The sequence below is a fragment of the Burkholderia sp. SRS-25 genome, assembly GCF_004343765.1.
Lineage (GTDB): Bacteria > Pseudomonadota > Gammaproteobacteria > Burkholderiales > Burkholderiaceae > Burkholderia > Burkholderia contaminans.
This window is the reverse complement of sequence record NZ_PTXM01000006.1, coordinates 235,533-259,944: the sequence shown is the minus strand read 5'-3', so window position 1 is coordinate 259,944 and position 24,412 is coordinate 235,533. Positions and strand designations below refer to the sequence as shown.

Here is a 24,412-nt window from a genome sequence, read left to right as displayed (position 1 = left end):
TTACGTCAGCGGGCCGACACCGGCCGGACGGCCGCGGCGGCGCGCTTCGCGCGGTCGCGGGCTTCGTCGACGGTCGCGCCGGTCGCCAGCGCGACGCCCATGCGCCGCTTCGCGAAACTTTCCGGCTTGCCGAACAGGCGCAGGTCGGTGCCCGGCACCGCGAGCGCGTCGCGCACGCCCTCGAACGCGATCCCGCGCTCGTCGAGCCCGCCGTAGATCACGGCCGACGCGGCCGGCGTACCGAGCGCCGGATCGACCGGCAGCCCGAGAATGGCACGCGCGTGCAGCTCGAATTCCGACTGGCGCTGCGACGCGAGCGTGACGAGGCCCGTATCGTGCGGCCGCGGGCTCACCTCGGAGAACCACACGTCGTCGCCGCGCACGAACAGCTCGACGCCGAACATCCCGCGCCCGCCGAGCGCCTCGGTGACCTTGTGCGCGATCTCGCGCGACTTCTCGAGCGCCACCGCGCTCATCGGCTGCGGCTGCCACGATTCGACGTAGTCGCCCGCGACCTGCACGTGGCCGACGGGCTCGCAGAAATAGGTGCGGGTGGCGTTCGTCGCCGGATCGATCGCGCGCACGGTGAGCTGCGTGATCTCGTAGTCGAAATCGACGAAGCCCTCGACGATCACGCGGCCGTGGTTCACACGCCCGCCAGCCATCGCGTAGTCCCACGCCGGCTTCACGTCGGCCTCGGTCTTCACGACCGACTGCCCCTTGCCCGACGACGACATCACGGGCTTGACGACGCACGGCATGCCGATCTTCGCGATCGCCGCGCTGAACGCCTCGAACGAATCCGCGAACGCATACGGCGAGGTCGGCAGGCCGAGCTCCTCGGCCGCGAGCCGGCGGATTCCTTCGCGATTCATCGTGAGCTGCGTCGCGCGCGCGGTCGGGATCACCTCGGCGAGGCCGGCCGTCTCGATCGCCGCGAGCGCATCGGTCGCGATCGCCTCGATCTCCGGCACGATCAGGTGCGGCCGCTCCGCCTCGACGAGCGCGCGCAACGCGGCGGCGTCCGTCATGTCGATCACGTGCGCGCGATGTGCGACCTGGTGGCCCGGTGCATCGGGATAGCGGTCGACCGCGACGACTTCGACGCCGAGCCGCTGCAATGCGATGATGACTTCCTTGCCGAGTTCGCCGGCGCCAAGCAGCATGACGCGCGTGGCCGAGGGTGAGAGCGGCGTACCGAGCCGCTGACCGATCTGCATGTGATTACCCGCTTCTGGTGGAGGACGAAAACGGCTCCGATGTTAACACGCGCCACGGCGCCGGTTTTGCGCGTTTCGCCGCGCCGGCAACTGGCCGCGGGCCGCTCGCGAGCGGGCTGCGAACGTTTTCACGCGTGAAGTGTCGGCTCGCCTGCCGCGGCACGGGTGCGTTACTCTTACGCCTTGATCAGAATCCGATGAGGAACGAGGCTCATGTCCCACCTGTCCGCCGCCGCACGCGCACGCAACGGCCTGCTTCGCCCGTTGCGCGCGCCGCTCTGTGCGTTGACGCTTGCCACGCTTCTCGCCGCCTGCGCGATGCCGACCCATCCCGACTCCGCCGCCCCCGCGCCCGACCCGTACAACCCGGCCGCCGTCCAGCTGCTCGACGATACGAGCTGGGAACTCACCAGTTGGCTGAATGCCGACGGCACGCAGCGCGCGATCCCGCACGGCGACAACGGCGAGCCGATCAAGCTCGCACTGTCGACCGACTCGGGCATCCGGCGCGCCAGCGGGTTCTCAGGCTGCAATCGCTACATGGGCACCTACGCGATCAAGAACGGCCTGCTGAGCTTCGGGCCGCTCGCCGGCACGCGGATGGCCTGCCCGAATACGCTCGGCGGCCAGCTCGAAACCGCGTACCTCGACGCGCTCGCCCACGTCGACAAGACCGGCGTGCAGATGCGCGAGCCGCAGCAATTGCAGCTCGTGACCACGTCCGGCGCAACGCTCACCTTCACGCACCGGAGCCCCTGATGCACGGCGCGCGCGAAGGCCGACCGACCGCCTTCGCGTGGCGCGCCACGCGCGTGTGCCGCGCCACGCGTCGCACGGCGTGAATCTGAATGCACGCCGCGTTAGAGTCTTGTTCGCCGGCCGGTTAAACTCGGCGGGTCGCGCCCCGCGCGCCCCTCCCCACTCCTGTTTCAAAGCATGCACACGGTAGTCTTCGGCTGGTTCGGCATCTCCGCCGTCTGGTTCCTCCTTCTCTTCTGGCGTCTCGTGCAGGCGATGCTGCCTGGCGGTGTCGGGCTTGCCGGACGCGGCTCGATCCGTCTGTGGCTCGGCTTCGCCGCGGTATTCGTGGCGAGCTGCACGCTGACGAGCCCGCTGTCGGGCCCCGACTCGAACGCGCTCGGCCATGCGTTCTCGGCAGGCTTCGCCCACGTGCTCGGCCCGATCGGCACGCCGGTCGCGATGGTCGTGCTGTTCTTCGCCGGGCTGCCCTGGCTGACCGGCATCGGCTGGCGCCAATTCGCCGCGTGGGTCGATACGTCGTTCGGCGTCAAGCTGGCGCGCGACGGCGGTGATGACGAAGCGCGCGGCATCGCCGACCTGCCGCGCAGCGCGTTGCATCGCGACGACGACGTCGTCCAGCCGACCACCGCGCATACCGTCAATTCGATGGCGCCGCGCCAGAACGGCCGGTATTCGCGCCCGACGCTATGGAAACCCGACCCGCAGGCGCGGCCGAAGCCGCGCAGCAGCACGCCTGCGCGCCCGCACGTGGAACCTGTCGCGCCGTCGGGCTGGTTGAAACCGACCGCGCCCCAGCGCAGCATGCCGACACCGCCCGCGCCGATCACGCCGGCCACCGCGATGCCGCCGCCGACGACCGGCAGCACCGCCAGCCTCGCGCGTGCAGCCGCGAACTCGCAAGTCCCGCGCCCCGATCCGGCCCCGCTTCCTGCCGGATTCCAACCTGTCCGCCCGCGGCCGACTGCCGCGCGGCCGGCCACCGCCGCATTGAAGCCGACCCCGCCGCGTGCCACGGTCACGCCGCGGCCGGCCGCCACGCAGCCGCAGCGCCCGCCGGTACGCCCCGCCGCAGGAACCGGTTCGGCCGGCCTTCCGCCCGATGCGGCACGACGTCGCCCGGCACAGCCGACGCCAGCGCGTGCACCGCTCTATGCGTGGACGGAAAAGCCTGCCGCGCCGATCACACCGGCGCCGAGCGTGCACGACACGCTGCGCTCGATCGAAGCCAGCACCGCCCAGTGGGCGACACTGGCCGGTGCGCAGGACGATGCCGGGCACGCGGCGGCAGCGGCAACCGTGGCCGGTGTCGCCGCGGCTGCTGCCGGCATGGCAGCGCCGGCGGCAGCGGCCGTGCCGACCGGGCTCGCCTCCACGGCCCACGGCCTCGCAGCGCGTGACGCCAGTGCTCCGCTCGCCCACGATCCGGCGCCGGCGTACGACGACAACGCACCGATCGTGCTCGACGCGTTCATGCCGGCAGCGCCCGCTGCCCATGCACCGATCTCCGATGCGGGCGCCGTGGCATTCGACGCCGCCGCACCGCACACGGTGTCGAATACCAGCGGCGACGACGGCGCGTTCCCTCATCACGCCAATGACGAGATCCGGCACGCGAACGATGTCGCTGCCACGCCGGCATCGGGGATCGCGCCCGCGCCGTCGTTCGACGCGCCCATCGACCTCGCACCGTGGGAAGACCTCGCCAGCCCGCCGGTTTCCGCGTTCGACGCGTCCGCCTGGAACCCGGTCGCCGAGTCATCGACGAATGTGACGGGATCGGAAGCGGCCCATGCCGCCTTCGCGCAAGCAAGGACCGAGGCGGCCCAAGACCCCGCCACGAGCAACCCGCCGGCATCGTTCGATACCGACGACAAGTCCACCGCGCAACCCGCTCCTGCAATCGATCGCACCGCATCGGCCAGCGTGCAGGACATCGTTGATGCGCACGCCGACGTGAAGCCCGCCGAGAACATCGCGCCGTTCGCGGCCCTCCCCTCTTCGCCGATCGCCGAAACGACGCCGCGCGCAAGTGCCGAAACCAGGCCGTTTGCGGCGGCGGCACCGGCTGCGTCGAGTGCCGCACTGGATGCTGACAAGCCGGACACGGTGGAACCTGCAGCGCCGCCGGCGGCAATCGCTCAAGGCACCGCACCAGCGACAGCATGGACGTGGACGCCTTCGACGGCACAACCGGCCACGACAAATACGCCTGTCACCGAGGAATTGCCGAAATCGCCGGTTGCCGCTCAACCGTTTGCCGCCACGCAAACGGCTTCGGCAGGGACTGCGTCACCGCTCGTCGGCACCGCCCACGGTTCGACCGCGCAAGCGCCTGCATTCGCATCGGGCATTGCGCCTGTCACCGTTTCCGACTCGTCGGATGGGGTGATCGGCACGGCATCCGGCTCGCTTGCTCAACCGGTTGCGACGACCTTTGCAGTTGTTCCGCCGGCATCTCCGATCGGCGTCACCGGTGCTTCGTCGGCTTCGCTGTCGCAGCCGGCCGCTTCGGCATCCGCGGTTGTGTCTTCCCCCGTCGTGACCGGCGCCACGTCGTCGCCGACCGCATCGGCATCGACCGTGACGGACACGACTGACGGTTCGTTCTCCCGGGCAACAACACCCGCATCGCCCGTCGTGCCTGCCGTGACGCCGTCGACAGCCAGCCCGACGGCCTCGACATCCGGTTCGAGCACGCCGGCGGTCTCTCCCTCGGCACCCGTGAATGTCATGTCCGGCTCGAGCGCTGCTCCGTCCGCCGCGCCTGCCCCGACGCATCCGGCCACCCCGGCAACCTCGTCGACGGGTACGGCATTCGGCACATTCAGCCCCTCCGGCGCAATCGCATCGCAGCCGGCCGCGAGCCTGCCCGTGCCGGCGGCCCCTGCCGCCACGACGGCAACGTCCTCCGGCGCAGTCGCACCGATCACCACCGCCGCGACAACTCCGGCTCAACCGATCTCCGGCTCGCTGACATCCTTCGGCGCAACCACTGCGGCACTGGCTCCGTCGATTGCTTCCGCACCTGCTGCCATCGAAGCCACGACGTTCGCCCCCCCGGCCGCCCCGACCTCGTCGCCGGCAAGCTGGGCCGTGTCGAATGTCGCCGCGGCACCGTCAGCCACATCGCCCGTGGTACCGCCGCAACCCGCAGCAACGATCCCCGGCGCGAGCCTGTCCGCACCGGCGATCCCCGCTGCCCCGCCGGCCGAAGCAACCACCCCGGCAACCGAACCGGCCGCACCTGCCGCAGCCGGCTCCCCGGCCCCCGACACCCCCGCGCGCCAGCCGCGCCCGAACGCCTTCGAATTCCACGCACCCGCGTCGTTCAGCGTCGAACTGCCGACGCTCGACCTGCTCGAGCGCGCGTCCGCTTCCGGCGACATCGAAACGATCACCGACGAACACCTCGCGCAAACAGCGCAGGTGATCGAACAGCGGCTGCAGGAATTCAAGGTGCCGGTGACGGTGGTCGGCGCATCCGCCGGCCCCGTGATCACGCGCTTCGAGATCGAACCCGCGCTCGGCGTGCGCGGCAGCCAGATCGTCGGGCTGATGAAGGACCTGTCGCGCGGCCTCGGCCTCACGTCGATCCGCGTCGTCGAGACGATTCCCGGCAAGACCTGCATGGGCCTCGAACTGCCGAACGCGAAGCGCCAGATGATCCGCCTGTCGGAAATTCTCGAGTCGCGCCAGTACCAGCACTCGGCCTCGCAGCTGACGATCGCGATGGGCAAGGACATTACCGGCCACCCGGTCGTCACCGATCTCGCGAAGGCGCCGCACATGCTCGTCGCGGGCACGACGGGCTCGGGCAAGTCGGTCGCGATCAACGCGATGATCCTGTCGCTGCTGTACAAGGCGACACCCGAGGACGTGCGGCTCATCATGATCGACCCGAAGATGCTGGAATTGTCGGTCTACGAAGGCATCCCGCACCTGCTCGCGCCGGTCGTCACCGACATGAAGCTCGCGGCGAACGCACTGAACTGGTGCGTAGGCGAGATGGAAAAGCGCTACCGGCTGATGTCGGCCGTCGGCGTGCGCAACCTCGCGGGCTTCAACCAGAAGATCCGCGATGCCGAGGCAAAGGAAAAGAAGATCGGCAACCCGTTCTCGCTGACGCCCGAGGATCCGGAGCCGCTGTCGACGCTGCCGCTGATCGTCGTCGTGATCGACGAGCTGGCCGACCTGATGATGGTCGCCGGCAAGAAGATCGAAGAGCTGATCGCCCGCCTCGCGCAGAAGGCGCGTGCGGCCGGCATCCACCTGATCCTCGCGACGCAGCGTCCGTCCGTCGACGTGATCACGGGCCTGATCAAGGCGAACATCCCGACGCGCGTCGCGTTCCAGGTGTCGTCGAAGATCGACTCGCGCACGATCCTCGACCAGATGGGCGCCGAATCGCTGCTCGGGATGGGCGACATGCTGTTCCTGCCGCCGGGCACCGGTTATCCGCAGCGCGTGCACGGCGCATTCGTCGCGGACGAAGAAGTGCATCGGGTCGTTGAGTACCTGAAGCAGTTCGGCGAGCCGCAATACGAGGAAGGGATCCTCGACGGCCCGGCCGCCGACGGCGCGACGCAGGACCTGTTCGGCGATGCACCGGATGCTGAAGCCGATCCGCTGTACGACGAAGCCGTCGCGTTCGTCGTGCGCACGCGGCGCGCGTCGATCTCGTCGGTGCAGCGGCAGTTGCGCATCGGTTACAACCGCGCGGCGCGGCTCGTCGAGCAGATGGAAGCCGCGGGCCTCGTGTCGGCGATGGGCATCAACGGCAGCCGCGAGGTGCTCGTGCCGGCCGCTGCCGACTGAGCACGCCGGCAGCACGGCTGCGGGCATCGATACGGGCGCGCCGCGCAAGCGGCTGCCCGACATACGAAGGGCGCTGCATCGGCAGCGCCCTTCTTGCATCGACCGGAAATCGGCCGCAATTTACGACGCGACCGGCACCAGCTTGAAGTCGACCGGCTTGCCGACCTCCACCTTCTGCGGATTCGGGCCGAGCTGCCCCGTTTCGACATTTCGGCTGAACACGTAGAACGTATCGCTGTCCTGGTTGCCGACGATCAGCCACTTGCCGGTCGGATCGATCAGGAACTCGCGCGGCGTCTTGCCGAGGCTCGACTGGCGGCCGACGTGCTTCAGCCGGCCGTCGGCCTGGTTCACTGCGTAAATCACCAGGTCGTTCGCGTCGCCGCGGTTGCTCACGTACAGGAAGCGGCCGTCCGGCGACAGGTGGATCGCACCGCCGCCGACCTTGCCCTTGAAGCCCGGCGCGGTCATCGGCACCGTCTCGACCGGCGTCAGCTTGCCGTCGTGGTAGCCGAACACCTCGACCGACGCGTTGAGCTCGCTCGTCACGTACGCGTACCGGCCGTCGGCGCCGAACACCATGTGACGCGGGCCCGAGCCCGCCTTCACCGGCGTGTAGCGCGTGTCGGTCGGGCTGATCAGCCCGCGGCTGCCGTCCACCGTGTAGCGGTAGCCGTAGAGCTTGTCCGCGCCGAGATCCTGTACGAACAGATAACGGCCGTCCGGCGAAAACACCGTCGAATGCACGTGCGCGCCATCCTGGCGGCCCTTCACGGGCCCCGTGCCTTCATGGTGCACGGTCAGCGCGGCCTGGCCGATCGCGCCGTCGTCGCGCAGCGGAAACACCGAAAAGCTGCCGCCCGGATCCTTGGCGACCGAGTAGTTGGCGGTCACCAGGTACTTGCCGTCGGGCGACAGCGCGAGATAGCAAGGATCGTTCCCTTCCGACGACACGCGGTCGATGAAACTCAGCGCGCCCGTCTTCGCATCGAAGCGGAATGCGCTGACGCCGCCGCGCGTCGTCGCCGGCCCGTCGTCGCCGGGCAGTTCGTTGACCGCGTAGACGGTGCGACCGTCGCGGCTCGGCAACAGGTACGACGGATTCACGGTCTTCGCCGACGATACCGGCGCGACACTGCCGGTTTTCGTATCGAAGCGGTAAACATAGATTCCATCGCTGCCGCCTCCCGTATAGGTGCCGACGAGCAGGTTGTAGACGCCGGCGGCCGGGGCGGGCGATTGCTGCGCAAATGCGTGGGTCGCGGAAAGGGAAAGCACGAGCGCGAAACCTTTCATCCAGTGAGCGAGCCTAAGCGGGAACCCTCGTGTCGAAGCGCGTGCGTCACGCTCGCGTAAACGGTTGGGCATTGAATCCTCCTTGCGTCGAGTCGCTTCAAGTGTTGAGATAGGACGAAACGCCGGCCGTTCATGCGCTCCGCCGCCCGGCCGAGTATACGGGGCGCGGTGCCAGCGCGTGAAGCCTTGGCCGCCGCCGTCCGCATTGTGAACTCGAATACCCAAGGATCGCCTGCCCATGCCTGCCCTGATCGAAGACTACGCCCTCGTCGGCGACGGCCACACCGCCGCGCTGATCGCTAAAGACGGCTCCGTCGACTGGCTGTGCTGGCCCCGCTTCGATTCGGGCGCCTGCTTCGCGGCGCTTCTCGGCACCCCCGAGCACGGCCGCTGGCTGCTCGCACCGGCCGCCGACGCCGCGATCACGCACACGACGCGCCGCTATCGCGGCGACACGCTGATTCTCGAAACCGACTACGAAAGCGCCGACGGCGCCGTCACCGTGGTCGACTTCATGCCGCCCGGCAACGGCTGGTCCGAACTGGTGCGGATCGTCGTCGGCCGCCACGGCACGATGAAGATGCGCATGGAGCTCGTGTTGCGCTTCGACTACGGATTCTCGATCCCGTGGGTCACGCAGCTGACCCGCGAGGACGGCATGAAGGCGATCGCGGGCCCCGACACCGTCGTGCTGCGCACGCCGGTGCCGCTCACCGGCAAGAATCTCCACACGCTCGCGGAATTCACGGTGAGCGCCGACGAGCGCGTGCCGTTCTCGCTCAGCTACGCAGCCTCGCATCTGCGGCTGCCGCCCGCGCGCGATCCGCTGTCGATGCTCGCGCGCACCGAGAACTACTGGCTCGAATGGTCGGGCCGCTGCCAGGTGCAGGGCCGCTACGCGGCCGCCGTGCGCCGCTCGCTGATCACGCTGAAGGCGCTCGCATACGAGCCGACCGGCGGCATCGTCGCGGCGCCGACCACGTCGCTGCCCGAGAAGATCGGCGGCAACCGCAACTGGGACTATCGCTACTGCTGGCTGCGCGACGCGACGATCACGCTGCTCGCGCTGATGCGCGGCGGCTACTACGACGAGGCGCGCGCGTGGCGCACGTGGCTCGGCCGCGTGATGGCCGGCTCGCCCGAGCAGATCCAGATCATGTACGGGATCGCCGGCGAACGCCGGCTGCCGGAAATGGAGCTCGACTGGCTGCCCGGTTACCAGGACTCGAAGCCGGTGCGCATCGGCAACGGCGCCGCGAACCAGCTCCAGCTCGACGTGTTCGGCGAGGTGATGGCCGCGCTGCACCTCGCGCGGGTAGGCGGCCTGCAGGCCGACGACACGGTCTGGTCCGTGCAATGCGCGCTCCTCGACCATCTCGAGAAGATCTGGCAGGAACCCGACGAAGGGATCTGGGAAACGCGCGGCGGCCGCCGCCATTTCACGTTCTCGAAGGTGATGGCGTGGGTCGCGTTCGACCGCGCGATCAAGTCGGCGGAGATGTTCCGGCTGCCCGGCTCGCTCGACCGCTGGCGCGCGCTGCGCGACCAGATCCATGCCGACGTGTGCAACAACGCATGGCATGAAAGCAAACAGGCGTTTGCGCAGAGCTACGGCAGCGACGAACTCGACGCCAGCGTGCTGCTGATGCCGCTGCTCGGCTTCCTGCCGCCGGAAGATCCGCGCATCGTCGGCACGGTCGAGGCGATCGAGCGGGAATTGCTGCACGACGGGCTCGTGATGCGCTATCGCACGACCGACTACGACGACGGCCTGCCGCCCGGCGAAGGCACGTTTCTCGCCTGCAGCTTCTGGCTGGTCGACAACTATGCGCTGCTCGGCCGGATCGACGACGCGCACCGCCTGTTCAGCCGGCTGCTCGCGCTGTCGAACGACCTCGGGCTGCTCGCGGAGGAGTACGACCCGGTGGCCGGACGGCTCGTCGGCAACTTCCCGCAGGCGTTCTCGCACGTGGCGCTCGTGCATACCGCGATGAACCTGATGCACCACGAGGACGCGATGGCACGCGCAGCCGGCCAGCCCGCGCCTGCCGTGGCGACGGGGCGTTGAACGGGGGCGCGAGCGGCTTGGTCAGAGATCGTCAAATCGCAAAACTTTGATGAAAAATCGGGGAAATGTTGCATTGCACCACCCATCGTTGTCCGATATGATCGACGCGATTGTCCGGCTGCAGTGCACCATGGCCGGTCGCTGACCCACACGGCACGCCGCGACGCCCCACGCCGCCCTTGCGCACCGTCCCCCACGCGGGAGTAGTCTGCATGCTTTACCAACTGCACGAATTCCAGCGCGCCATGCTGAGCCCGCTGACGGCCTGGGCCCAGGCCGCTTCCAAATCGTTCGCCAATCCGTCCAGCCCGTTCTCGCTGATGCCGGGCGCGACGCGGATGGCCGCCGCGTACGAGCTGATGTACCGGCTCGGCAAGGATTACGAGAAGCCCGAATTCAACATTCATCAGATCGTCAAGGACGGCCACAACATCCCGATCGTCGAGCAGACGATCGTCGAGAAGCCGTTCTGCCGGCTGCTGCGCTTCAAGCGCTATTCGGACGACGCCGACGCCGTCACGCAACTGAAGGACGAACCGGTCGTGCTGGTCTGCGCGCCGCTGTCGGGCCACCACTCGACGCTGCTGCGCGACACCGTGCGCACGCTGCTGCAGGATCACAAGGTCTACATCACCGACTGGATCGACGCGCGGATGGTGCCGGTCGAGACCGGCCCGTTCCACCTGCACGACTACATCGCGTACATCCAGGAGTTCATCCGTCACATCGGCGCGCGCAACCTGCACGTGATCTCGGTGTGCCAGCCGACGGTGCCGGTGCTCGCGGCGATCTCGCTGATGGCGAGCCGCGGCGAGGACACGCCACTCACGATGACGATGATGGGCGGCCCGATCGATGCGCGCCGCAGCCCGACGTCGGTGAATTCGCTCGCCACGCAGCACTCGACCGCGTGGTTCGAGAACAACGTGATCCACACGGTGCCGGCGAACTATCCGGGCGAAGGCCGTCAGGTGTATCCGGGCTTCCTGCAGCACACGGGCTTCGTCGCGATGAACCCGGAACGCCACGCGCAATCGCACTGGGATTTCTACCAGAGCCTGCTGCGCGGCGACGAGGACGACGCCGAAGCGCACCGCCGCTTCTATGACGAATACAACGCGGTGCTCGACATGGCCGCCGAGTATTACCTCGAGACGATCCGCGTCGTGTTCCAGGAATTCCGCCTGGCCGAAGGCACGTGGGATGTCCAAGGCGAACGCGTGCGTCCGCAGGACATCCGGCACACCGCGCTGATGACGATCGAGGGCGAACTCGACGACATCTCGGGCAGCGGCCAGACGCACGTCGCGCATGAGCTGTGCACGGGCATCCCGCAGGACCAGCGCCGCAGCCTGACCGCCGAGAAGTGCGGTCACTACGGGATTTTCTCGGGCCGCCGCTGGCGCACGATCATCTATCCGCAGCTGCGCGATTTCATCCGCGAGCATGCACCGGAACCGAAGCACGGTGCGACGAAGGATGTCCCGGAAACGCGGGCCACCAAGACGCTCTCCGCCGTGCCGGCAGGCGACACACCGGCCGAAACGACGCGCGCCACGGCAGCGAAGCGCACACGTGCGAAGGTGCCGGCGAAGGCCGCCGCACCGGCTCCCGTCAAGGCTGCTCCGGCCGCGAAACGCGCCGCCGCCGGCAGCCCGCGCGCAAAGGCCGTGCGCACGCGCAAGGCTGCCTGAGCACCGCGTTCCGACGAAAAAACGCCGCCGTTGCCTGCGCACGGCGGCGTTTTTGCATCCGGCGGCCGCTTCAGCGCGGTCAGCGCATCAGCGCCTCAGCAGATACGCGAGCAGCACTTCGGTGTTCATCCTGACCATCTCCGCGCGCTCGTCGGCGTCGGTGAAGTCCCGGCCGAGCGTCGCGGCGAGCGTGAAGCGGTTCGACACGATGTAGTAGCCGAGCCCCGACAGCGTCACGTAGAAGCGCAACGGATCGACGTCGGCGCGGAACAACCCGGCCTTCTGGCCGCGCATCAGCACGTTGCCGAGCTTCGCGACGATCGGCGACATCATCTCGCGGATCCGCGTCGACTTGTGCAGGTAGCGCGCTTCGTGCAGGTTCTCGTTGTTGATGAGCCTGAGCAGTTCCGGATGGTCGCGGTAGTAGTCCCAAACGAAATGCGCGAGCCGCGTGACGGCTTCGACCGGCGCGACGCCGTCAAGATCGAGCTCGCGCTCGGCCTCGGTCAACGCGGAAAACGCGTGTTCGAGCACGGCCGTGAACAACTGCTCCTTGCTGCCGAAGTAGTAATAGAGCATGCGCTCGTTGGTTTCGGCCCGGCGCGCGATCTGGTCGACGCGCGCGCCGAACAGCCCTCCACTCGCGAACTCTTCGGCCGCCGCCATCAGGATGCGGCGGCGCGTACCTTCAGGATCTCTTTTGATTTTTGGCTGATTCATGGTGGCGTTTTGCTATGTGAGCCGCGTGATCCGGACCGGCACCCCCACCGCCTTGGCGCCGGCGCACCCTGGAACGAGCGCGCCGCGGGCGGCCGCCCTCCTGCTGAGCCCCTGCAAAAAAGCGGTTCGATTATGCGCACAGACGGCGTCCAGCGCAATGCGGGAAATCGGCGATAATCGAGCTTTGGCAAACCTTTCCGGCCGAGCTTCACGCGGCCGAGAGCCATTCGGCGCCGCTGCGCCCGTTGTCACCGTGACCGATTCCAAAACACTCGCAGATCGCATCGAAGATCTGCTTCCCCAGACGCAATGCACGAAGTGCGGCTATAACGGCTGTCGCCCGTACGCCGAGGCGATCGCCGCCGGCGACGCGAACTACAACCAGTGCCCGCCCGGCGGCGCCGAAGGCATCGCGCGCCTGTCGAGCCTGCTCGGCAAACCGGTGATTCCGCTGAACCCCGTCAACGGCAGCGAGCATCCGCGCGCGGTCGCCTTCATCGACGAAAGCCTGTGCATCGGCTGCACGCTGTGCATGCAGGCGTGCCCGGTCGACGCGATCGTCGGCGCGCCGAAGCAGATGCACACGATCATCGAGTCGCAGTGCACCGGTTGCGACCTGTGCGTGCCGCCCTGCCCGGTCGACTGTATCGCGATGCTGCCGGTGACCGGCGAACGCACCGGCTGGGACGCGTGGTCGCAGGAACAGGCCGATGCCGCACGCGAGCACCATGACCTGCGGCTCGCGCGCCAGCGCCGCGAACGCGAGGCCGCCGAAGCGCGCGCGGCCGCCCGCCGCGCGGCCAGTGCCGCGAAGCCGGCTGCGGCACAAGCGGAAACCCGATCCGCCGCACCGGCAGCGGACGACGCCGACGCGAAGAAGCGCGCGATCATCGCCGCCGCGCTCGAACGGGCGCGCAAGAAGAAGGAAGAGCTGTCCGGGCAAGACGCCGGACCGAAGAACACCGAAGGCGTGAGCGCGGCCGTCCAGGCGCAGATCGATGCGGCCGAGGCGCGCCGCAAGCGGCTCGCCGAACAACAGGCCCAGCGCGACGCCGAAGCGGCGGCCGCGCGCGGCAACGACGAAGAGAACGACGCAGGCAACGACGGCCCGGGAGGGCCGTCCGCACCGCCCGACCAGAACGCTCCATGAACGCCAGCAAACGACGCGCGATCTACGAAACGCTGCAGAGCCTCAATCCGCATCCGACCACCGAGCTCGAATACTCGACGCCGTTCGAGTTGCTGATCGCCGTGATGCTGTCCGCGCAGGCGACCGACGTATCGGTCAACAAGGCGATGCGGAAGATGTTTCCGGTCGCGAACACCCCGCGACAAATCGTCGCACTCGGCGAAGAAGGCGTCACCGAGTACATCAAGACGATCGGCCTGTACCGGACCAAGGCGAAAAATGTGGTCGCGACGTGCCGGATCCTGCTGGACCGCTACGACGGTGAAGTGCCGGCCGATCGCGAAGCGCTCGAAGGGCTGCCGGGCGTCGGCCGCAAGACCGCGAACGTCGTGCTGAACACCGCGTTCGGCCAGCCGACGATCGCGGTCGACACGCATATCTTCCGCGTCGCGAACCGCACCGGCCTCGCGCCGGGCAAGGACGTGCGCGCCGTCGAGTCCGCGCTCGAGAAGTTCACCCCGAAGGAATTCCTGCAGGACGCGCATCACTGGTTGATCCTGCACGGGCGCTACGTGTGCAAGGCCCGCAGGCCCGAATGCTGGCACTGCGCGATCGAGCCGCTGTGCGAATTCCGGCCGAAGACGCCGCCGCCCAACGAGTGACGCGCCACCGCCGCTGACGTGCCGCAGGCCGCCCGGCGCCACGCGGCCGGGCGCATGCGCGCCACGTCGGCCGTAGGCCGTCGGTCGGCCGTCCAACCGCAACCGCAGCCGCAGCCGCAGCCGCAACCACGATAGCGCGTCTCCACCCGCGCCATCACCCCACTTTCCCCGTCCGGACTACGCGTTGGACGTCGCCGTCGCGTCGTCTGCCGCCGCGCCGCCCGCGCGCACCAGCGCCAGCACGGCAGCCAGAATCGCCACGCCGCCCGCCCACTGCAGCGGCGACAGCGCTTCGCCGAACAGCAGCGCCGCAAGCGCGACCGTCACGACCGGTTCGAGCGTCGACAGCATCGACGTGCGTGCGGCCCCAAGCCGTTCGAGCCCGGCAAAGAACGCGAGCATCGCGGCGACCGTCGACACGAGCGCGATCGCGAGCATCGACGCCCAGCCGCCGGCCGTCGCGGGCCAGCGCGGCGGCGCGCCGAACGCAGCGGTCCGCACGACGGCGATCGCCACGAGCGTCGCGGTTGCCGACAGGCAGATGATCGCGGTGGTCGCGAGCGGATCGACGCCGCGCGTGGCCTTCGTGCCGCCGACGATGTACAGCGAATAGATCACCGCGGCGGCCAGCGCGAGCGCGATCCCGAGCGGCTCGCCATGCCCGCCGCCGACCATCAGCGCCGAACCCGCGACGCACAGCACGAGCGCAACGCCCTTCGCGCGCGTGAGGCGCTCGCCGAGCCACCATGCGGCCAGCAGCGTGACGAAGGCCGGATACAGGTAAAGCAGCAGCGCGACTAGGCTCGCCTGCGCGTGCTGCAGCGCGCTGAAATAGCAGAACGACTGCCCCACGTAGCCGAGCGCCCCCATCGCCACGAGCGGCGCGAGCGCGCGCCCGCGCGGCCATGCGACGCGGCGATGCCGTGCGATCGCGGCGAGCACCGCGCCGCCGATCGCGAAGCGCACGATCAGCAGCCCGAGCACGTCGACGCCGGCCGCATATGCGTAGCGGCCGAAGATCGCCATCGCGCCGAATGCGGCGGCGGACAGCGCGACATAGAGCGTGCCCTGCAGGGCGGCGGACGACGGGCGGGCGGTGTCGGTCATGATGGAATGGGGACGATCGGCGTGGCGCCGGAAATCGTCGGAGTGTAACGGTGCGGCGGCGGCGAGCCTAGCCCGCGCTTACCCGTTCCCGGGCGCTGGCCGGGCACCGTGGAAACCGGCCTGCACGGCGTACCGGAGCGTCCCGCTGACGACCGGCACCGCCACCCCGCTCCCGCCCGCCGCCAGCGCCGTCCGCCGACCCGGCGTACAATGCGCGACGCGGCATCACGCCGTCCGAATCACGACGTTTCCCCACCATGTTCAATCCAAGCCGCGACGAAGTGCGTCGCTTTTTCACCGAGACCTGGCGCAAGCAGCGCGCCGGCGAGATCCTGACGCCGCTGGAAGCGATGGCAGCCGACTGGATCGTCGAGCATCCCGAGTACCACGACGAACTCGCCGACGCCGATGGCGCGACCGCGCGCGAGTACACGCCCGAGGAAGGCCGCACGAACCCGTTCCTGCACCTGTCGATGCATCTCGCGATCAGCGAGCAGCTGTCGATCGATCAGCCGCCCGGCATCCGCGCCGCGCACGACAAGCTCGCGGCCAAGCTCGACTCGACCCACGACGCGCAGCACGTGATCATGGAATGCCTCGGCGAGACGATCTGGGAAGCGCAGCGCACCAGCACGCCGCCCGATACCGACGCGTACCTGCAGCGCATCCTGCGTCGCGCCTCGCGCGACTGAGCGCCGCGGCGCCGGCGCGCGGACAAAAAAATACCCCGCCTCGGCGGGGTATTTTTACTGCGCGAGCCCGTCGGGCCCGTCGCGCTTACTTCTTGAACACGAGATCGGTTTCTTTCAGCGACTCGATGTAGGCCGCGATGTCCTTCATGTCGCTGACCGACAGGCTCTGCACCTGCGCCTGCATGATCGCGTTGTTGCGACCGAGCAGCGGATTCGTCAGGCCCATCTGGTACTGGCGCATCGCCCACACGAGGTAGTCGGCGTGCTGGCCGGCGAGGCGCGGATATTCGGCGTTGATCGGCTTGTTCATCTGCGCGCCGTGGCAGGCGGCGCAGTTGTGCGATTCGACCAGTTCCTTGCCCTTCGTGATGTCCGCCGCGTGTGCGGTACCGATCGCGAGGCCGGCCGCCAGTGCAACCGCCGCCGTCTTGAATGCGTTGTTCATGAATGCTCCTGTCCCGCCGGTCAGATCGGCGGCGCGCGCTTTACTTGTAGGGATTGTCCTTCGTGTCGGCCTTCTGGACGGCGTAGTACGCCGCCAGATCCGCGATGTCCTGGTCCGTCAGCGAACCGGCGATCGCATTCATCGACGGGAAGTGACGATCCTTCTTGCGATAGGCCTTCAGCGCGTTCTCGAGGTATTGCTGGTTCTGGCCGCCGAGGACAGGCACCCGGTAGACCTCCGGATACGCCGCGCGGTAGTCCTGGATGCCGTGGCAACCGATGCACATGGCGGCCTTGCTCGCCCCGTCCTTCGGGTTGCCGACCACACCGGCCGCCTGCGCGCTGCCCGCGAGCGCCACGAGCGCTGCGACAACGACGTGTTTGCCGACGAATTTGTTCATAGCTCTTGTAACCTAGCTTGAGGGGAAACTGGCGCCGAAGCGGCAACGGCCCGCGCCGTTATGCTTATCAGGTCGCCACGCAGGCCAAAAAAAACGGCCAGATTGTACCGCGTCGGCGGGGAACGCGTCCACAAGGCACCCCGGTTCTCCCCGCCACAGCCCCGCAACGATACGCGGGCGCGGCCCAACCGGACAGCCCTTCTGACTTATACTGGGTTTTTTCCCCCGATTGAGAAGAGCGCCGCCATGCGTTTCGAAGGGTCCTCGCACTACGTCGCCACCGACGATCTGAAGCTCGCGGTCAATGCCGCCCTGACGCTGCAACGCCCGCTGCTGATCAAGGGCGAGCCCGGCACCGGCAAGACCATGCTCGCCGAGGAAGTGGCCGCCGCGCTCGACATGCCGCTGCTGCAGTGGCACATCAAGTCGACCACGAAAGCGCAGCAGGGCCTGTACGAATACGACGCCGTATCGCGGCTGCGCGATTCGCAGCTCGGCGACGAGCGCGTGAAGGACATCTCGAACTACATCGTCAAGGGCGTGCTGTGGCAGGCGTTCGATGCCGAGCACCCGAGCGTGCTGCTGATCGACGAGATCGACAAGGCCGACATCGAATTCCCGAACGACCTGCTGCGCGAGCTCGACCGGATGGAGTTCCACGTGTACGAAACACGCGAAACGGTCCGCGCGAAGCACCGCCCGCTCGTCATCATCACGTCGAACAACGAGAAGGAGCTGCCCGACGCGTTCCTGCGCCGCTGCTTCTTCCACTACATCCAGTTTCCCGACCCGGCGACGATGCAGAAGATCGTCGCGGTCCATTTCCCGGACATCCGCGAAGAGCTGCTGCGCGCGGCGCTCGAGAGTTTCTTCGAATTGCGCGGTGTGTCGGGCCTGAAGAAGAAGCCGTCGACGTCCGAGCTGCTCGACTGGCTGAAGCTGCTGCTCGCCGAGAACATTCCGGCCGACCAGCTGCGCGGCGTGGATGCGAAGCAGATCGTGCCGCCGCTCGCGGGCGCGCTGCTGAAGAACGAGCAGGACCTGAGCCTGCTCGAACGGCTCGTCTACATGAACCGGCACAACCGGTAATCCTCCCTCACCCGCGAAGGCCCGGCCATGCTGCTCAATTTCTTCTACGCGCTGCGCGCAGCCAAGCTGCCCGTCTCGGTGAAGGAATACCTGACGCTGCTCGAATCGCTGAAGGCCGGCCTGATCTCGCCGTCGATCGACGCGTTCTACTTCCTTGCGCGGATGACGCTCGTCAAGGACGAGCAGTACTTCGACAAGTTCGACCAGGCGTTCGGCGCATATTTCCACGGCGTGTCCGCGCTGCCGTCCGAAGCATTCGACATTCCGCTCGACTGGCTCGAGAAACGCCTCGAGCGCGAGCTGTCACCCGAGGAAAAGGCGCAGATCGAGGCGATGGGCGGGCTCGACAAGCTGATGGAGCGCCTGAAGGCACTGCTCGACGAGCAGAAGGAGCGCCACGAAGGCGGCAACAAGTGGATCGGCACCGGCGGCACGTCGCCGTTCGGGCACGGCGGCTACAACCCGGAAGGCGTGCGCATCGGCGGCCCGTCGAACGGCAACCGCACCGCGGTGAAGGTGTGGGAGGCGCGCGCGTACCGCGACTACGACGATTCCGTCGAGATCGGCACGCGCAACATCAAGGTCGCGCTGCGGCGGCTGCGCCGCTTCGCGCGCGAAGGCGCCGCCGAGGAGCTCGACCTGCCCGGCACGATCCGCAGCACCGCAGCGAACGCGGGCTGGCTCGACCTGCGGATGGTGCCCGAGCGCCACAACAACGTGAAGGTGCTGATGCTGCTCGACGTCGGCGGCTCGATGGATGATCACATCAAGCGCACCGAAGAGCTGTTCTCCGCCGCGAAGGCCGAGTTCAAGCACCTCGAATTCTTCTACTTCCACAACTGCGTGTACGACCACCTGTGGAAGAACAACCGCCGCCGTCACTCGGAGCGCACCGCGACGTGGGACGTGCTGCACAAGTTCACGCCCGACTACAAGCTGATATTCGTCGGCGATGCCACGATGAGCCCGTACGAAGTGCTGCAGCCCGGCGGCTCGGTCGAATACAACAACCCGGAAGCCGGCGCCGTATGGCTGCGCCGCCTCGCCGACCAGTTCCCCCATCATGCGTGGCTGAACCCCGAGCCCGAGCGGCTATGGGAATACCGGCAATCGGTCGCGGTGATCCGCGACCTGCTCGGCCATCGCATGTATCCACTCACGCTCGCGGGCCTCGAAACCGCGATGCGCGCACTCAGCAAGTAACGACACCCACCAAGCACGAAGGCCGCGTCCGAGCGGCCTCCCCCCCGGAGATAGCATGAACCCCTCGCCCACCGCGAGCGCCAGCCGCGCCGGCGGCCGCCGCTTTTTCGCCGATACCTCCGTGTCGGCACTCGTCGCCGGCTTCGTCGCGATGATGACGGGCTACACGAGCTCGCTCGTGCTGATGTTCCAGGCCGGCCGCGCCGCCCACCTCACCGATGCGCAGATCTCGTCGTGGATCTGGGCGCTGTCGATCGGCATGGCGCTGACGACGATCGGCCTGTCGCTGCGCTTTCGCGCGCCCGTCGTCGTCGCGTGGTCGACGCCCGGCGCCGCGCTGCTGATCGCATCGCTGCCCGGCGTGCCCTACCCCGAGGCGATCGGTGCGTTCGTCGTCTGCGCGGTGCTGCTGACGGCCGTCGGCGTGAGCGGGCTGTTCGACACGCTGATGCGCAAGATTCCGGCCGGCATCGCGGCCGCCCTGCTCGCGGGCATCCTGTTCGAGATCGGCATCGAGATCTTCCGCGCCGCGCAGTTCCAGACGGCGCTCGTGCTCGCGATGTTCTTCACGTACCTGATCATCAAGCGGCTCGCGCCGCGCTATGCGATCGTCACGACGCTGATCGTCGGCACGGCGGCGGCCGGCGGTCTCGGCCTGCTCGACTTCAGCGGCTTTCACATCGCGTTCGCGAAACCCGTGTTCACGATGCCCGCGTTCTCGATCGCGTCGATCGTCAGCATCGGCATTCCGCTGTTCGTCGTCGCAATGGCGTCGCAGAACGTGCCGGGCATCGCGGTGCTGCGCGCGGACGGCTATCGGACCCCGTCGTCGCCGCTGATCGCCACCACCGGCCTCGCGTCGCTGCTGCTCGCACCGTTCGGCTCGCACGGCGTCAACCTCGCGGCGATCACGGCCGCGATCTGCACGGGCCCGGAAGCGCACGAGGATCGCGAGAAGCGCTACACGGCCGCCGTGTGGTGCGGCACGTTCTACCTGGTCGCGGGGATCTTCGGCGCGACGATCGCCGCGCTGTTCGCGGCGCTGCCGAAAGCGCTCGTCGTATCGGTCGCCGCGCTCGCGCTGTTCGGCTCGATCATGAGCGGCCTCGCGAACGCGATGCAGGACGTGAAGCAGCGCGAAGCAGCACTCGTCACGTTCATGGTCACCGCGTCGGGCCTCACGCTGCTGTCGATCGGCTCGGCATTCTGGGGGCTCGTGGCGGGGATCGTCACGCAGGTGATCCTGAACGCGCGCCGCCCCGCGTGACGCGGCACGGCGCCCGCCGCTGCGGCCATCGGACACGCCAGAACGTGCCCGACACGAATCGGGCCTAGAATAGCGGATCGGAGGCGGTGCCCGGCGCCGCCTCGCTTCGCCGCCGCGTTCGCGCGGCCCGTGAGAACCCGGCGCCTTGCGCCCTTCTTCCGAATCGCCATGACTACCGCACTCGACCAGCTGAAGCAGTACACGACCGTCGTCGCCGACACGGGCGATTTCCAGCAGCTTGCGCAATACCAGCCGCAGGACGCGACCACGAACCCGTCGCTGATCCTGAAGGCCGTCCAGAAGGATGCGTACAAGCCGATCCTCGAGAAAACCGTCCGCGATCATCGCAACGAAAGCACCGATTTCATCATCGACCGCCTGCTGATCGCATTCGGCACCGAGATCCTGAAGCTGATCCCGGGCCGCGTGTCGACCGAGGTCGACGCGCGCCTGTCGTTCGACACGCAGCGCTCGATCGACAAGGGCCGCGAACTCATCAAGCTGTACGAAGCAGCCGGCATCGGCCGCGAGCGCATCCTGATCAAGCTCGCCTCCACGTGGGAAGGCATCCGCGCGGCCGAAGTGCTGCAGAAGGAAGGGATCAAGTGCAACATGACCCTGCTTTTCTCGCTCGTGCAGGCTGCTGCATGCGCGGAAGCCGGCGCACAGCTGATCTCGCCGTTCGTCGGCCGCATCTACGACTGGTACAAGAAGCAGGCCGGCGCCGAGTGGAATGAAGAGAAGGACGGCGGCGCGAACGATCCGGGCGTGCAGTCGGTGCGCCGCATCTACACGTACTACAAGACGTTCGGCTACACGACCGAAGTGATGGGCGCGAGCTTCCGCACGACCAGCCAGATCACCGAACTCGCCGGCTGCGACCTGCTGACGATCAGTCCCGATTTGCTGCAGAAGCTGCAGGACAGCAACGAGACCGTCACGCGCAAGCTGTCGCCGGAAGCGCTGCAGGACAAGCCCGCCTCGCGCGTCGCGATCGACGAGGCCGCGTTCCGCTTCCAGCTGAACGACGACGCGATGGCAACCGAGAAGCTCGCCGAAGGCATCCGCGTATTCGCCGCCGATGCGGTGAAGCTCGAGAAGCTGATCGACTCGCTGCGCTGAGCCGCTGAGCCGCTGAGCCGCTGAGCCACAACAAGCGTCAGCGGCTGTCAGCAACACTGGCAACAGCCGTCAGCACGCACGCCGCACACGGTCGCGAACGTCATGTTCGCGGCCGTTTTTAATTTTCATTCCATCGTCAAGCACGCGCACTACAATCCACGTCACGGGTGCGTCGGCCGCTTCCCGATGCGCCCTTTCCCAGTCAGTCTTGCTCGACGCCGAACCCGCGCGGATGCGCAGGCCGGCCCCCTCAATACAGGAGACAACGATGCAAGTCCAACCGTACCTGACGTTCTACGGTCGCGCCGACGAAGCCCTTCAGTTCTACGAAAAGGCACTCGGTGCGAAGACGATGTTCAAGATGCACTTCAAGGACGCGCCGCCGAATCCCGACTACCCGATGACGCCGGAGATGGCCGACAAGGTGATGCACGCGAGCTTCACGATCGGCGACTCGATGATCATGTGCTCGGATGGCGACTGCAGCCAGCCCGGCGGCGGCATGCACGCCGGCTATTCGCTGTCGCTGAATCCGGCGACGGTCGAGGAAGGCCAGAAGCTGTTCAATGCGCTCGCCGACGGCGGCGAAGTGACGATGCCGTTCGGCAAGACGTTCTGGGCGCTCGGCTTCGGGATGGCGAAGGATCGTTTCGGCGTGCACTGGATGGTCAACGTCGAGGACCTGTCGCAGCGCGAGAGCCTCGCGGAGCGCGCGCAGGGCTAACACGAAAGACAAGGCCCGCCACCTTGCCGGTGGCGGGCCTTTTCATTGCATGGCCGTGCAGGCAGCGTCAGCCTTCCACCACGTCGAGATAGTCCTCCGGCCGCGTGCGATCCTCCGCATGCGCCATGCCCATCACGCGCACCAGCACGCTCACCACCACCGCCACCACCAGGTTCACGACCAGCGACCACACGGCCGCATAGCCGGGAATCGCGAGGCCGAACAGGTGGATCGTGAAGATCGAGCTGGCCAGCTTCAGCGAGATCGCCATCCACGTGCCGCACACGATGCCGGCCGCCCAGCCCGCCAGCAGGCCGCGATGGTCGAGCACGCGCGTGTACAGGCCGAGCACGATCGCGGGCAGCGTCTGGATGATCCAGATCCCGCCGAGCAGCTGCAGCTGGATCGCATAGGTCAGCGGCAGCCCGAGGATGAACGCGACCGCACCGACCTTCACGATCAGCGACACGAGCTTCGCGACGTGCGTTTCCTGGTCGTGCGACATGTTGCGGTTCACGAACTCGCGGTGAATGTTGCGCGTGTACAGGTTCGCGGCCGCGATCGACATGATGGCCGCCGGCACCAGCGCGCCGATGCCGATCGCCGCGAACGCGACGCCGACGAACCACGACGGGAAATACTGGAGGAACAGCGCGGGCACCGCGAAGTTCGGGCCGAACGCCTTGAAGTACGGCGCGTACTGCGGCATGTCCTTCACGCCCGACGCGAGCGCCATGTAGCCGAGCAGCGCGAGCAGGCCGAGCACGAACGAATACGCGGGCAGCATCGCCATGTTGCGGCGGATCGAGTTGCCGGACGACGACGACAGGATCGCCGTCACCGAGTGCGGATACAGGAACAGCGCGAGCGCGGAGCCGATCGCGAGCGTCGCGTACGCGCTGTAGCCGTTCAGGCTCATCGCGTCGGGCGCCTTCAGCAGCAGCTTCGCAGGCGGGACGCTCGCGAAGATGTGCCCGAAGCCGCCGAGCTTCGCGGGGATCACGATGACCGCCGCGGCGATCGTGATGTAGATCAGGATGTCCTTGACGATCGCGATCATCGCGGGCGCGCGCAGGCCCGACGTGTACGTGTACGCGGCGAGGATCGCGAACGCGATGATCAGCGGCAGGTCGCCGACGAAGCCGGTCGTGTCAAAGCCGAGCGCGCCGATCACCACCTCGATGCCGACGAGCTGCAGCGCGATGTACGGCATCGTCGCGACGATGCCCGTCACCGCGATCGCCAGCGCGAGCATCCGGCTGCCGTAGCGTGCGTTGACGAAGTCGGCGGCCGTCACGTAGCCGTGCCGCTTCGCGATGCTCCACAGCTTCGGAAACACGACGAACGCGAACGGATAGATCAGGATCGTGTACGGCAACGCGAAAAAGCCCATCGCGCCGGCGCCGAACACGAGCGCGGGCACCGCAACGAACGTGTAGGCGGTGTAAAGGTCGCCGCCGAGCAGGAACCACGTGACGATCGTGCCGAAGCGGCGGCCGCCGAGGCCCCATTCGTCGAGATGGGCGAGATCGCCGCGCCGCCAGTTCGCGGCCAGGAAACCGATGATCGTGACGCCGATGAACAGCAGGACGAAGACGAAGGTTGCGCCGAGATTCATCGCGCACCTCCCTGCGGGCCGCTCGCCTTCCAAGCGTTCTTGGTCTTGAAGTACACGAACGCGGTGATCACCGCGCTAATGAAGACCCAAAGCAGCTGGTACCAGTAGAAAAACGGAAAACCCAACCATTGCGGTTCGATCTTGCTGTACGACGGTACCCAGACCATCGCGATCAGCGGCAGTACCAGCAGCCAGAGCCAGCGCTTCGCGGCCCGGTTGGCGTCGGCATCGTGAGCCATGACGTCTCCTCATCTTTCCCGGTTATCGATCTTGTTGAGCGGGTACGGCGCCGAGAGGAGCGCAAAACGGGTAGGCTGCGGCTCCCCTGGCTTCGCGCCAGTATAGGAGCCGCGGGCACGCGGTCAAGCAGGGGCGAACC

General features: G+C 67.8%; 20 protein-coding genes. 12 read left to right on the top strand and 8 right to left on the bottom strand.

The window, feature by feature from the left end:
• Positions 1-5 precede the first annotated feature (5 nt).
• Complete coding sequence (gene purT / locus C5O79_RS09735) at positions 6-1,220, bottom strand: formate-dependent phosphoribosylglycinamide formyltransferase (RefSeq protein ID WP_122474216.1); 1,215 nt, start codon at positions 1,218-1,220, stop codon at positions 6-8.
• A gap of 213 nt (positions 1,221-1,433) precedes the next feature.
• Here purT and C5O79_RS09730 point away from each other — a divergent pair, with 213 nt between their 5' ends.
• Both C5O79_RS09730 and C5O79_RS38805 read left to right on the top strand, forming a co-directional pair.
• A complete protein-coding gene (locus C5O79_RS09730) occupies positions 1,434-1,979 on the top strand; it encodes an META domain-containing protein (protein WP_046544703.1) in 546 nt (181 codons plus the stop codon).
• 177 nt (positions 1,980-2,156) lie between these two features.
• Positions 2,157-6,797: a DNA translocase FtsK gene (locus C5O79_RS38805; protein WP_122474217.1), complete on the top strand. Its 4,641-nt coding sequence runs from the start codon at positions 2,157-2,159 to the stop codon at positions 6,795-6,797.
• Between the two features lie 120 nt (positions 6,798-6,917).
• On the opposite strand, the gene C5O79_RS09720 is transcribed toward C5O79_RS38805, so the two are convergent.
• Positions 6,918-8,165: a lactonase family protein gene (locus C5O79_RS09720; RefSeq protein WP_122474218.1), complete on the bottom strand. Its 1,248-nt coding sequence runs from the start codon at positions 8,163-8,165 to the stop codon at positions 6,918-6,920.
• Positions 8,166-8,331: 166 nt separating this feature from the next.
• Here C5O79_RS09720 and C5O79_RS09710 point away from each other — a divergent pair, with 166 nt between their 5' ends.
• The gene (locus C5O79_RS09710) at positions 8,332-10,161 is read left to right on the top strand and encodes a glycoside hydrolase family 15 protein (RefSeq protein ID WP_039370411.1); all 1,830 of its coding nucleotides are present in this window, start codon (positions 8,332-8,334) and stop codon (positions 10,159-10,161) included.
• Between the two features lie 212 nt (positions 10,162-10,373).
• Positions 10,374-11,855, top strand: coding sequence for a polyhydroxyalkanoate depolymerase (phaZ, locus tag C5O79_RS09700; RefSeq protein WP_046544700.1), 1,482 nt, complete (start codon positions 10,374-10,376; stop codon positions 11,853-11,855).
• An 87-nt stretch (positions 11,856-11,942) separates the two neighbouring features.
• On the opposite strand, the gene C5O79_RS09695 is transcribed toward phaZ, so the two are convergent.
• On the bottom strand, positions 11,943-12,575 hold the full coding sequence (locus C5O79_RS09695) for a TetR family transcriptional regulator (RefSeq protein WP_046544699.1): 633 nt from the start codon (positions 12,573-12,575) through the stop codon (positions 11,943-11,945).
• A 157-nt stretch (positions 12,576-12,732) separates the two neighbouring features.
• Between C5O79_RS09695 and rsxB the strand changes: the two genes are divergently transcribed.
• Positions 12,733-13,725 carry an electron transport complex subunit RsxB gene (rsxB, locus tag C5O79_RS09690; protein WP_046544698.1) on the top strand — a complete coding sequence of 331 codons (993 nt, stop codon included), beginning with the start codon at positions 12,733-12,735 and terminating at the stop codon, positions 13,723-13,725.
• Positions 13,722-14,366 carry an endonuclease III gene (gene nth, locus C5O79_RS09685; RefSeq protein WP_046544697.1) on the top strand — a complete coding sequence of 215 codons (645 nt, stop codon included), beginning with the start codon at positions 13,722-13,724 and terminating at the stop codon, positions 14,364-14,366. Before rsxB ends, nth begins: the two co-directional genes overlap by 4 nt.
• A 177-nt stretch (positions 14,367-14,543) precedes the next feature.
• On the opposite strand, the gene C5O79_RS09680 is transcribed toward nth, so the two are convergent.
• On the bottom strand, positions 14,544-15,473 hold the full coding sequence (locus C5O79_RS09680) for a DMT family transporter (RefSeq protein WP_046544696.1): 930 nt from the start codon (positions 15,471-15,473) through the stop codon (positions 14,544-14,546).
• Positions 15,474-15,730: 257 nt separating this feature from the next.
• Between C5O79_RS09680 and C5O79_RS09675 the strand changes: the two genes are divergently transcribed.
• Positions 15,731-16,165 (top strand): DUF1841 family protein, encoded by a 435-nt coding sequence (locus tag C5O79_RS09675; RefSeq protein WP_011352791.1) that lies wholly within the window; start codon positions 15,731-15,733, stop codon positions 16,163-16,165.
• Positions 16,166-16,250: 85 nt separating this feature from the next.
• On the opposite strand, the gene C5O79_RS09670 is transcribed toward C5O79_RS09675, so the two are convergent.
• Together C5O79_RS09670 and C5O79_RS09665 are read right to left on the bottom strand one after the other, a co-directional pair.
• Positions 16,251-16,610, bottom strand: coding sequence for a cytochrome c (locus C5O79_RS09670; protein WP_027786804.1), 360 nt, complete (start codon positions 16,608-16,610; stop codon positions 16,251-16,253).
• Between the two features lie 40 nt (positions 16,611-16,650).
• Positions 16,651-17,010, bottom strand: a complete 360-nt coding sequence (locus C5O79_RS09665) for a c-type cytochrome (RefSeq protein ID WP_011352793.1) — start codon at positions 17,008-17,010, stop codon at positions 16,651-16,653.
• A gap of 246 nt (positions 17,011-17,256) precedes the next feature.
• On the opposite strand from C5O79_RS09665, the gene C5O79_RS09660 reads away from it, so the two are divergent.
• The 5 genes from C5O79_RS09660 (at position 17,257) to C5O79_RS09640 (ending at position 22,415) form a co-directional block, all read left to right on the top strand.
• Positions 17,257-18,099, top strand: a complete 843-nt coding sequence (locus tag C5O79_RS09660) for a MoxR family ATPase (protein WP_011352794.1) — start codon at positions 17,257-17,259, stop codon at positions 18,097-18,099.
• Positions 18,100-18,126: 27 nt separating this feature from the next.
• Entirely contained in the window at positions 18,127-19,302 is a 1,176-nt protein-coding gene (locus C5O79_RS09655; protein ID WP_034190734.1) for a VWA domain-containing protein, read from the top strand.
• A gap of 55 nt (positions 19,303-19,357) precedes the next feature.
• The gene (locus tag C5O79_RS09650) at positions 19,358-20,569 is read left to right on the top strand and encodes a benzoate/H(+) symporter BenE family transporter (protein ID WP_046544695.1); all 1,212 of its coding nucleotides are present in this window, start codon (positions 19,358-19,360) and stop codon (positions 20,567-20,569) included.
• A 168-nt stretch (positions 20,570-20,737) separates the two neighbouring features.
• On the top strand, positions 20,738-21,691 hold the full coding sequence (gene tal / locus C5O79_RS09645; RefSeq protein ID WP_039370385.1) for a transaldolase: 954 nt from the start codon (positions 20,738-20,740) through the stop codon (positions 21,689-21,691).
• A gap of 268 nt (positions 21,692-21,959) precedes the next feature.
• Positions 21,960-22,415, top strand: a complete 456-nt coding sequence (locus tag C5O79_RS09640; protein WP_046544694.1) for a VOC family protein — start codon at positions 21,960-21,962, stop codon at positions 22,413-22,415.
• Positions 22,416-22,482: 67 nt separating this feature from the next.
• Here the strand turns inward: C5O79_RS09640 and C5O79_RS09635 are convergent, their stop codons facing one another.
• Positions 22,483-24,033 (bottom strand): sodium:solute symporter family protein, encoded by a 1,551-nt coding sequence (locus tag C5O79_RS09635; RefSeq protein WP_046544693.1) that lies wholly within the window; start codon positions 24,031-24,033, stop codon positions 22,483-22,485.
• Positions 24,030-24,272, bottom strand: coding sequence for a DUF3311 domain-containing protein (locus tag C5O79_RS09630; RefSeq protein WP_011352801.1), 243 nt, complete (start codon positions 24,270-24,272; stop codon positions 24,030-24,032). Before C5O79_RS09630 ends, C5O79_RS09635 begins: the two co-directional genes overlap by 4 nt.
• Between the last annotated feature and the right edge of the window lie 140 nt (positions 24,273-24,412).

What these genes read in the sequence shown, in the direction of transcription:
- tal (WP_039370385.1), top strand. Translation starts at nt 20,738, where the DNA reads ATGACTACCGCACTCGACCAGCTGAAGCAGTACACGACCGTCGTCGCC.
- C5O79_RS09665 (WP_011352793.1), bottom strand. Translation starts at nt 17,010, where the DNA reads ATGAACAAATTCGTCGGCAAACACGTCGTTGTCGCAGCGCTCGTGGCG.
- C5O79_RS09695 (WP_046544699.1), bottom strand. Translation starts at nt 12,575, where the DNA reads ATGAATCAGCCAAAAATCAAAAGAGATCCTGAAGGTACGCGCCGCCGC.
- C5O79_RS09710 (WP_039370411.1), top strand. Translation starts at nt 8,332, where the DNA reads ATGCCTGCCCTGATCGAAGACTACGCCCTCGTCGGCGACGGCCACACC.
- C5O79_RS09680 (WP_046544696.1), bottom strand. Translation starts at nt 15,473, where the DNA reads ATGACCGACACCGCCCGCCCGTCGTCCGCCGCCCTGCAGGGCACGCTC.
- C5O79_RS09720 (WP_122474218.1), bottom strand. Translation starts at nt 8,165, where the DNA reads ATGCCCAACCGTTTACGCGAGCGTGACGCACGCGCTTCGACACGAGGG.
- rsxB (WP_046544698.1), top strand. Translation starts at nt 12,733, where the DNA reads ATGCGGGAAATCGGCGATAATCGAGCTTTGGCAAACCTTTCCGGCCGA.
- C5O79_RS09660 (WP_011352794.1), top strand. Translation starts at nt 17,257, where the DNA reads ATGCGTTTCGAAGGGTCCTCGCACTACGTCGCCACCGACGATCTGAAG.
- C5O79_RS09670 (WP_027786804.1), bottom strand. Translation starts at nt 16,610, where the DNA reads ATGAACAACGCATTCAAGACGGCGGCGGTTGCACTGGCGGCCGGCCTC.
- phaZ (WP_046544700.1), top strand. Translation starts at nt 10,374, where the DNA reads ATGCTTTACCAACTGCACGAATTCCAGCGCGCCATGCTGAGCCCGCTG.
- C5O79_RS38805 (WP_122474217.1), top strand. Translation starts at nt 2,157, where the DNA reads ATGCACACGGTAGTCTTCGGCTGGTTCGGCATCTCCGCCGTCTGGTTC.
- purT (WP_122474216.1), bottom strand. Translation starts at nt 1,220, where the DNA reads ATGCAGATCGGTCAGCGGCTCGGTACGCCGCTCTCACCCTCGGCCACG.
- C5O79_RS09635 (WP_046544693.1), bottom strand. Translation starts at nt 24,033, where the DNA reads ATGAATCTCGGCGCAACCTTCGTCTTCGTCCTGCTGTTCATCGGCGTC.
- C5O79_RS09730 (WP_046544703.1), top strand. Translation starts at nt 1,434, where the DNA reads ATGTCCCACCTGTCCGCCGCCGCACGCGCACGCAACGGCCTGCTTCGC.
- C5O79_RS09630 (WP_011352801.1), bottom strand. Translation starts at nt 24,272, where the DNA reads ATGGCTCACGATGCCGACGCCAACCGGGCCGCGAAGCGCTGGCTCTGG.
- C5O79_RS09650 (WP_046544695.1), top strand. Translation starts at nt 19,358, where the DNA reads ATGAACCCCTCGCCCACCGCGAGCGCCAGCCGCGCCGGCGGCCGCCGC.
- C5O79_RS09675 (WP_011352791.1), top strand. Translation starts at nt 15,731, where the DNA reads ATGTTCAATCCAAGCCGCGACGAAGTGCGTCGCTTTTTCACCGAGACC.
- C5O79_RS09640 (WP_046544694.1), top strand. Translation starts at nt 21,960, where the DNA reads ATGCAAGTCCAACCGTACCTGACGTTCTACGGTCGCGCCGACGAAGCC.
- C5O79_RS09655 (WP_034190734.1), top strand. Translation starts at nt 18,127, where the DNA reads ATGCTGCTCAATTTCTTCTACGCGCTGCGCGCAGCCAAGCTGCCCGTC.
- nth (WP_046544697.1), top strand. Translation starts at nt 13,722, where the DNA reads ATGAACGCCAGCAAACGACGCGCGATCTACGAAACGCTGCAGAGCCTC.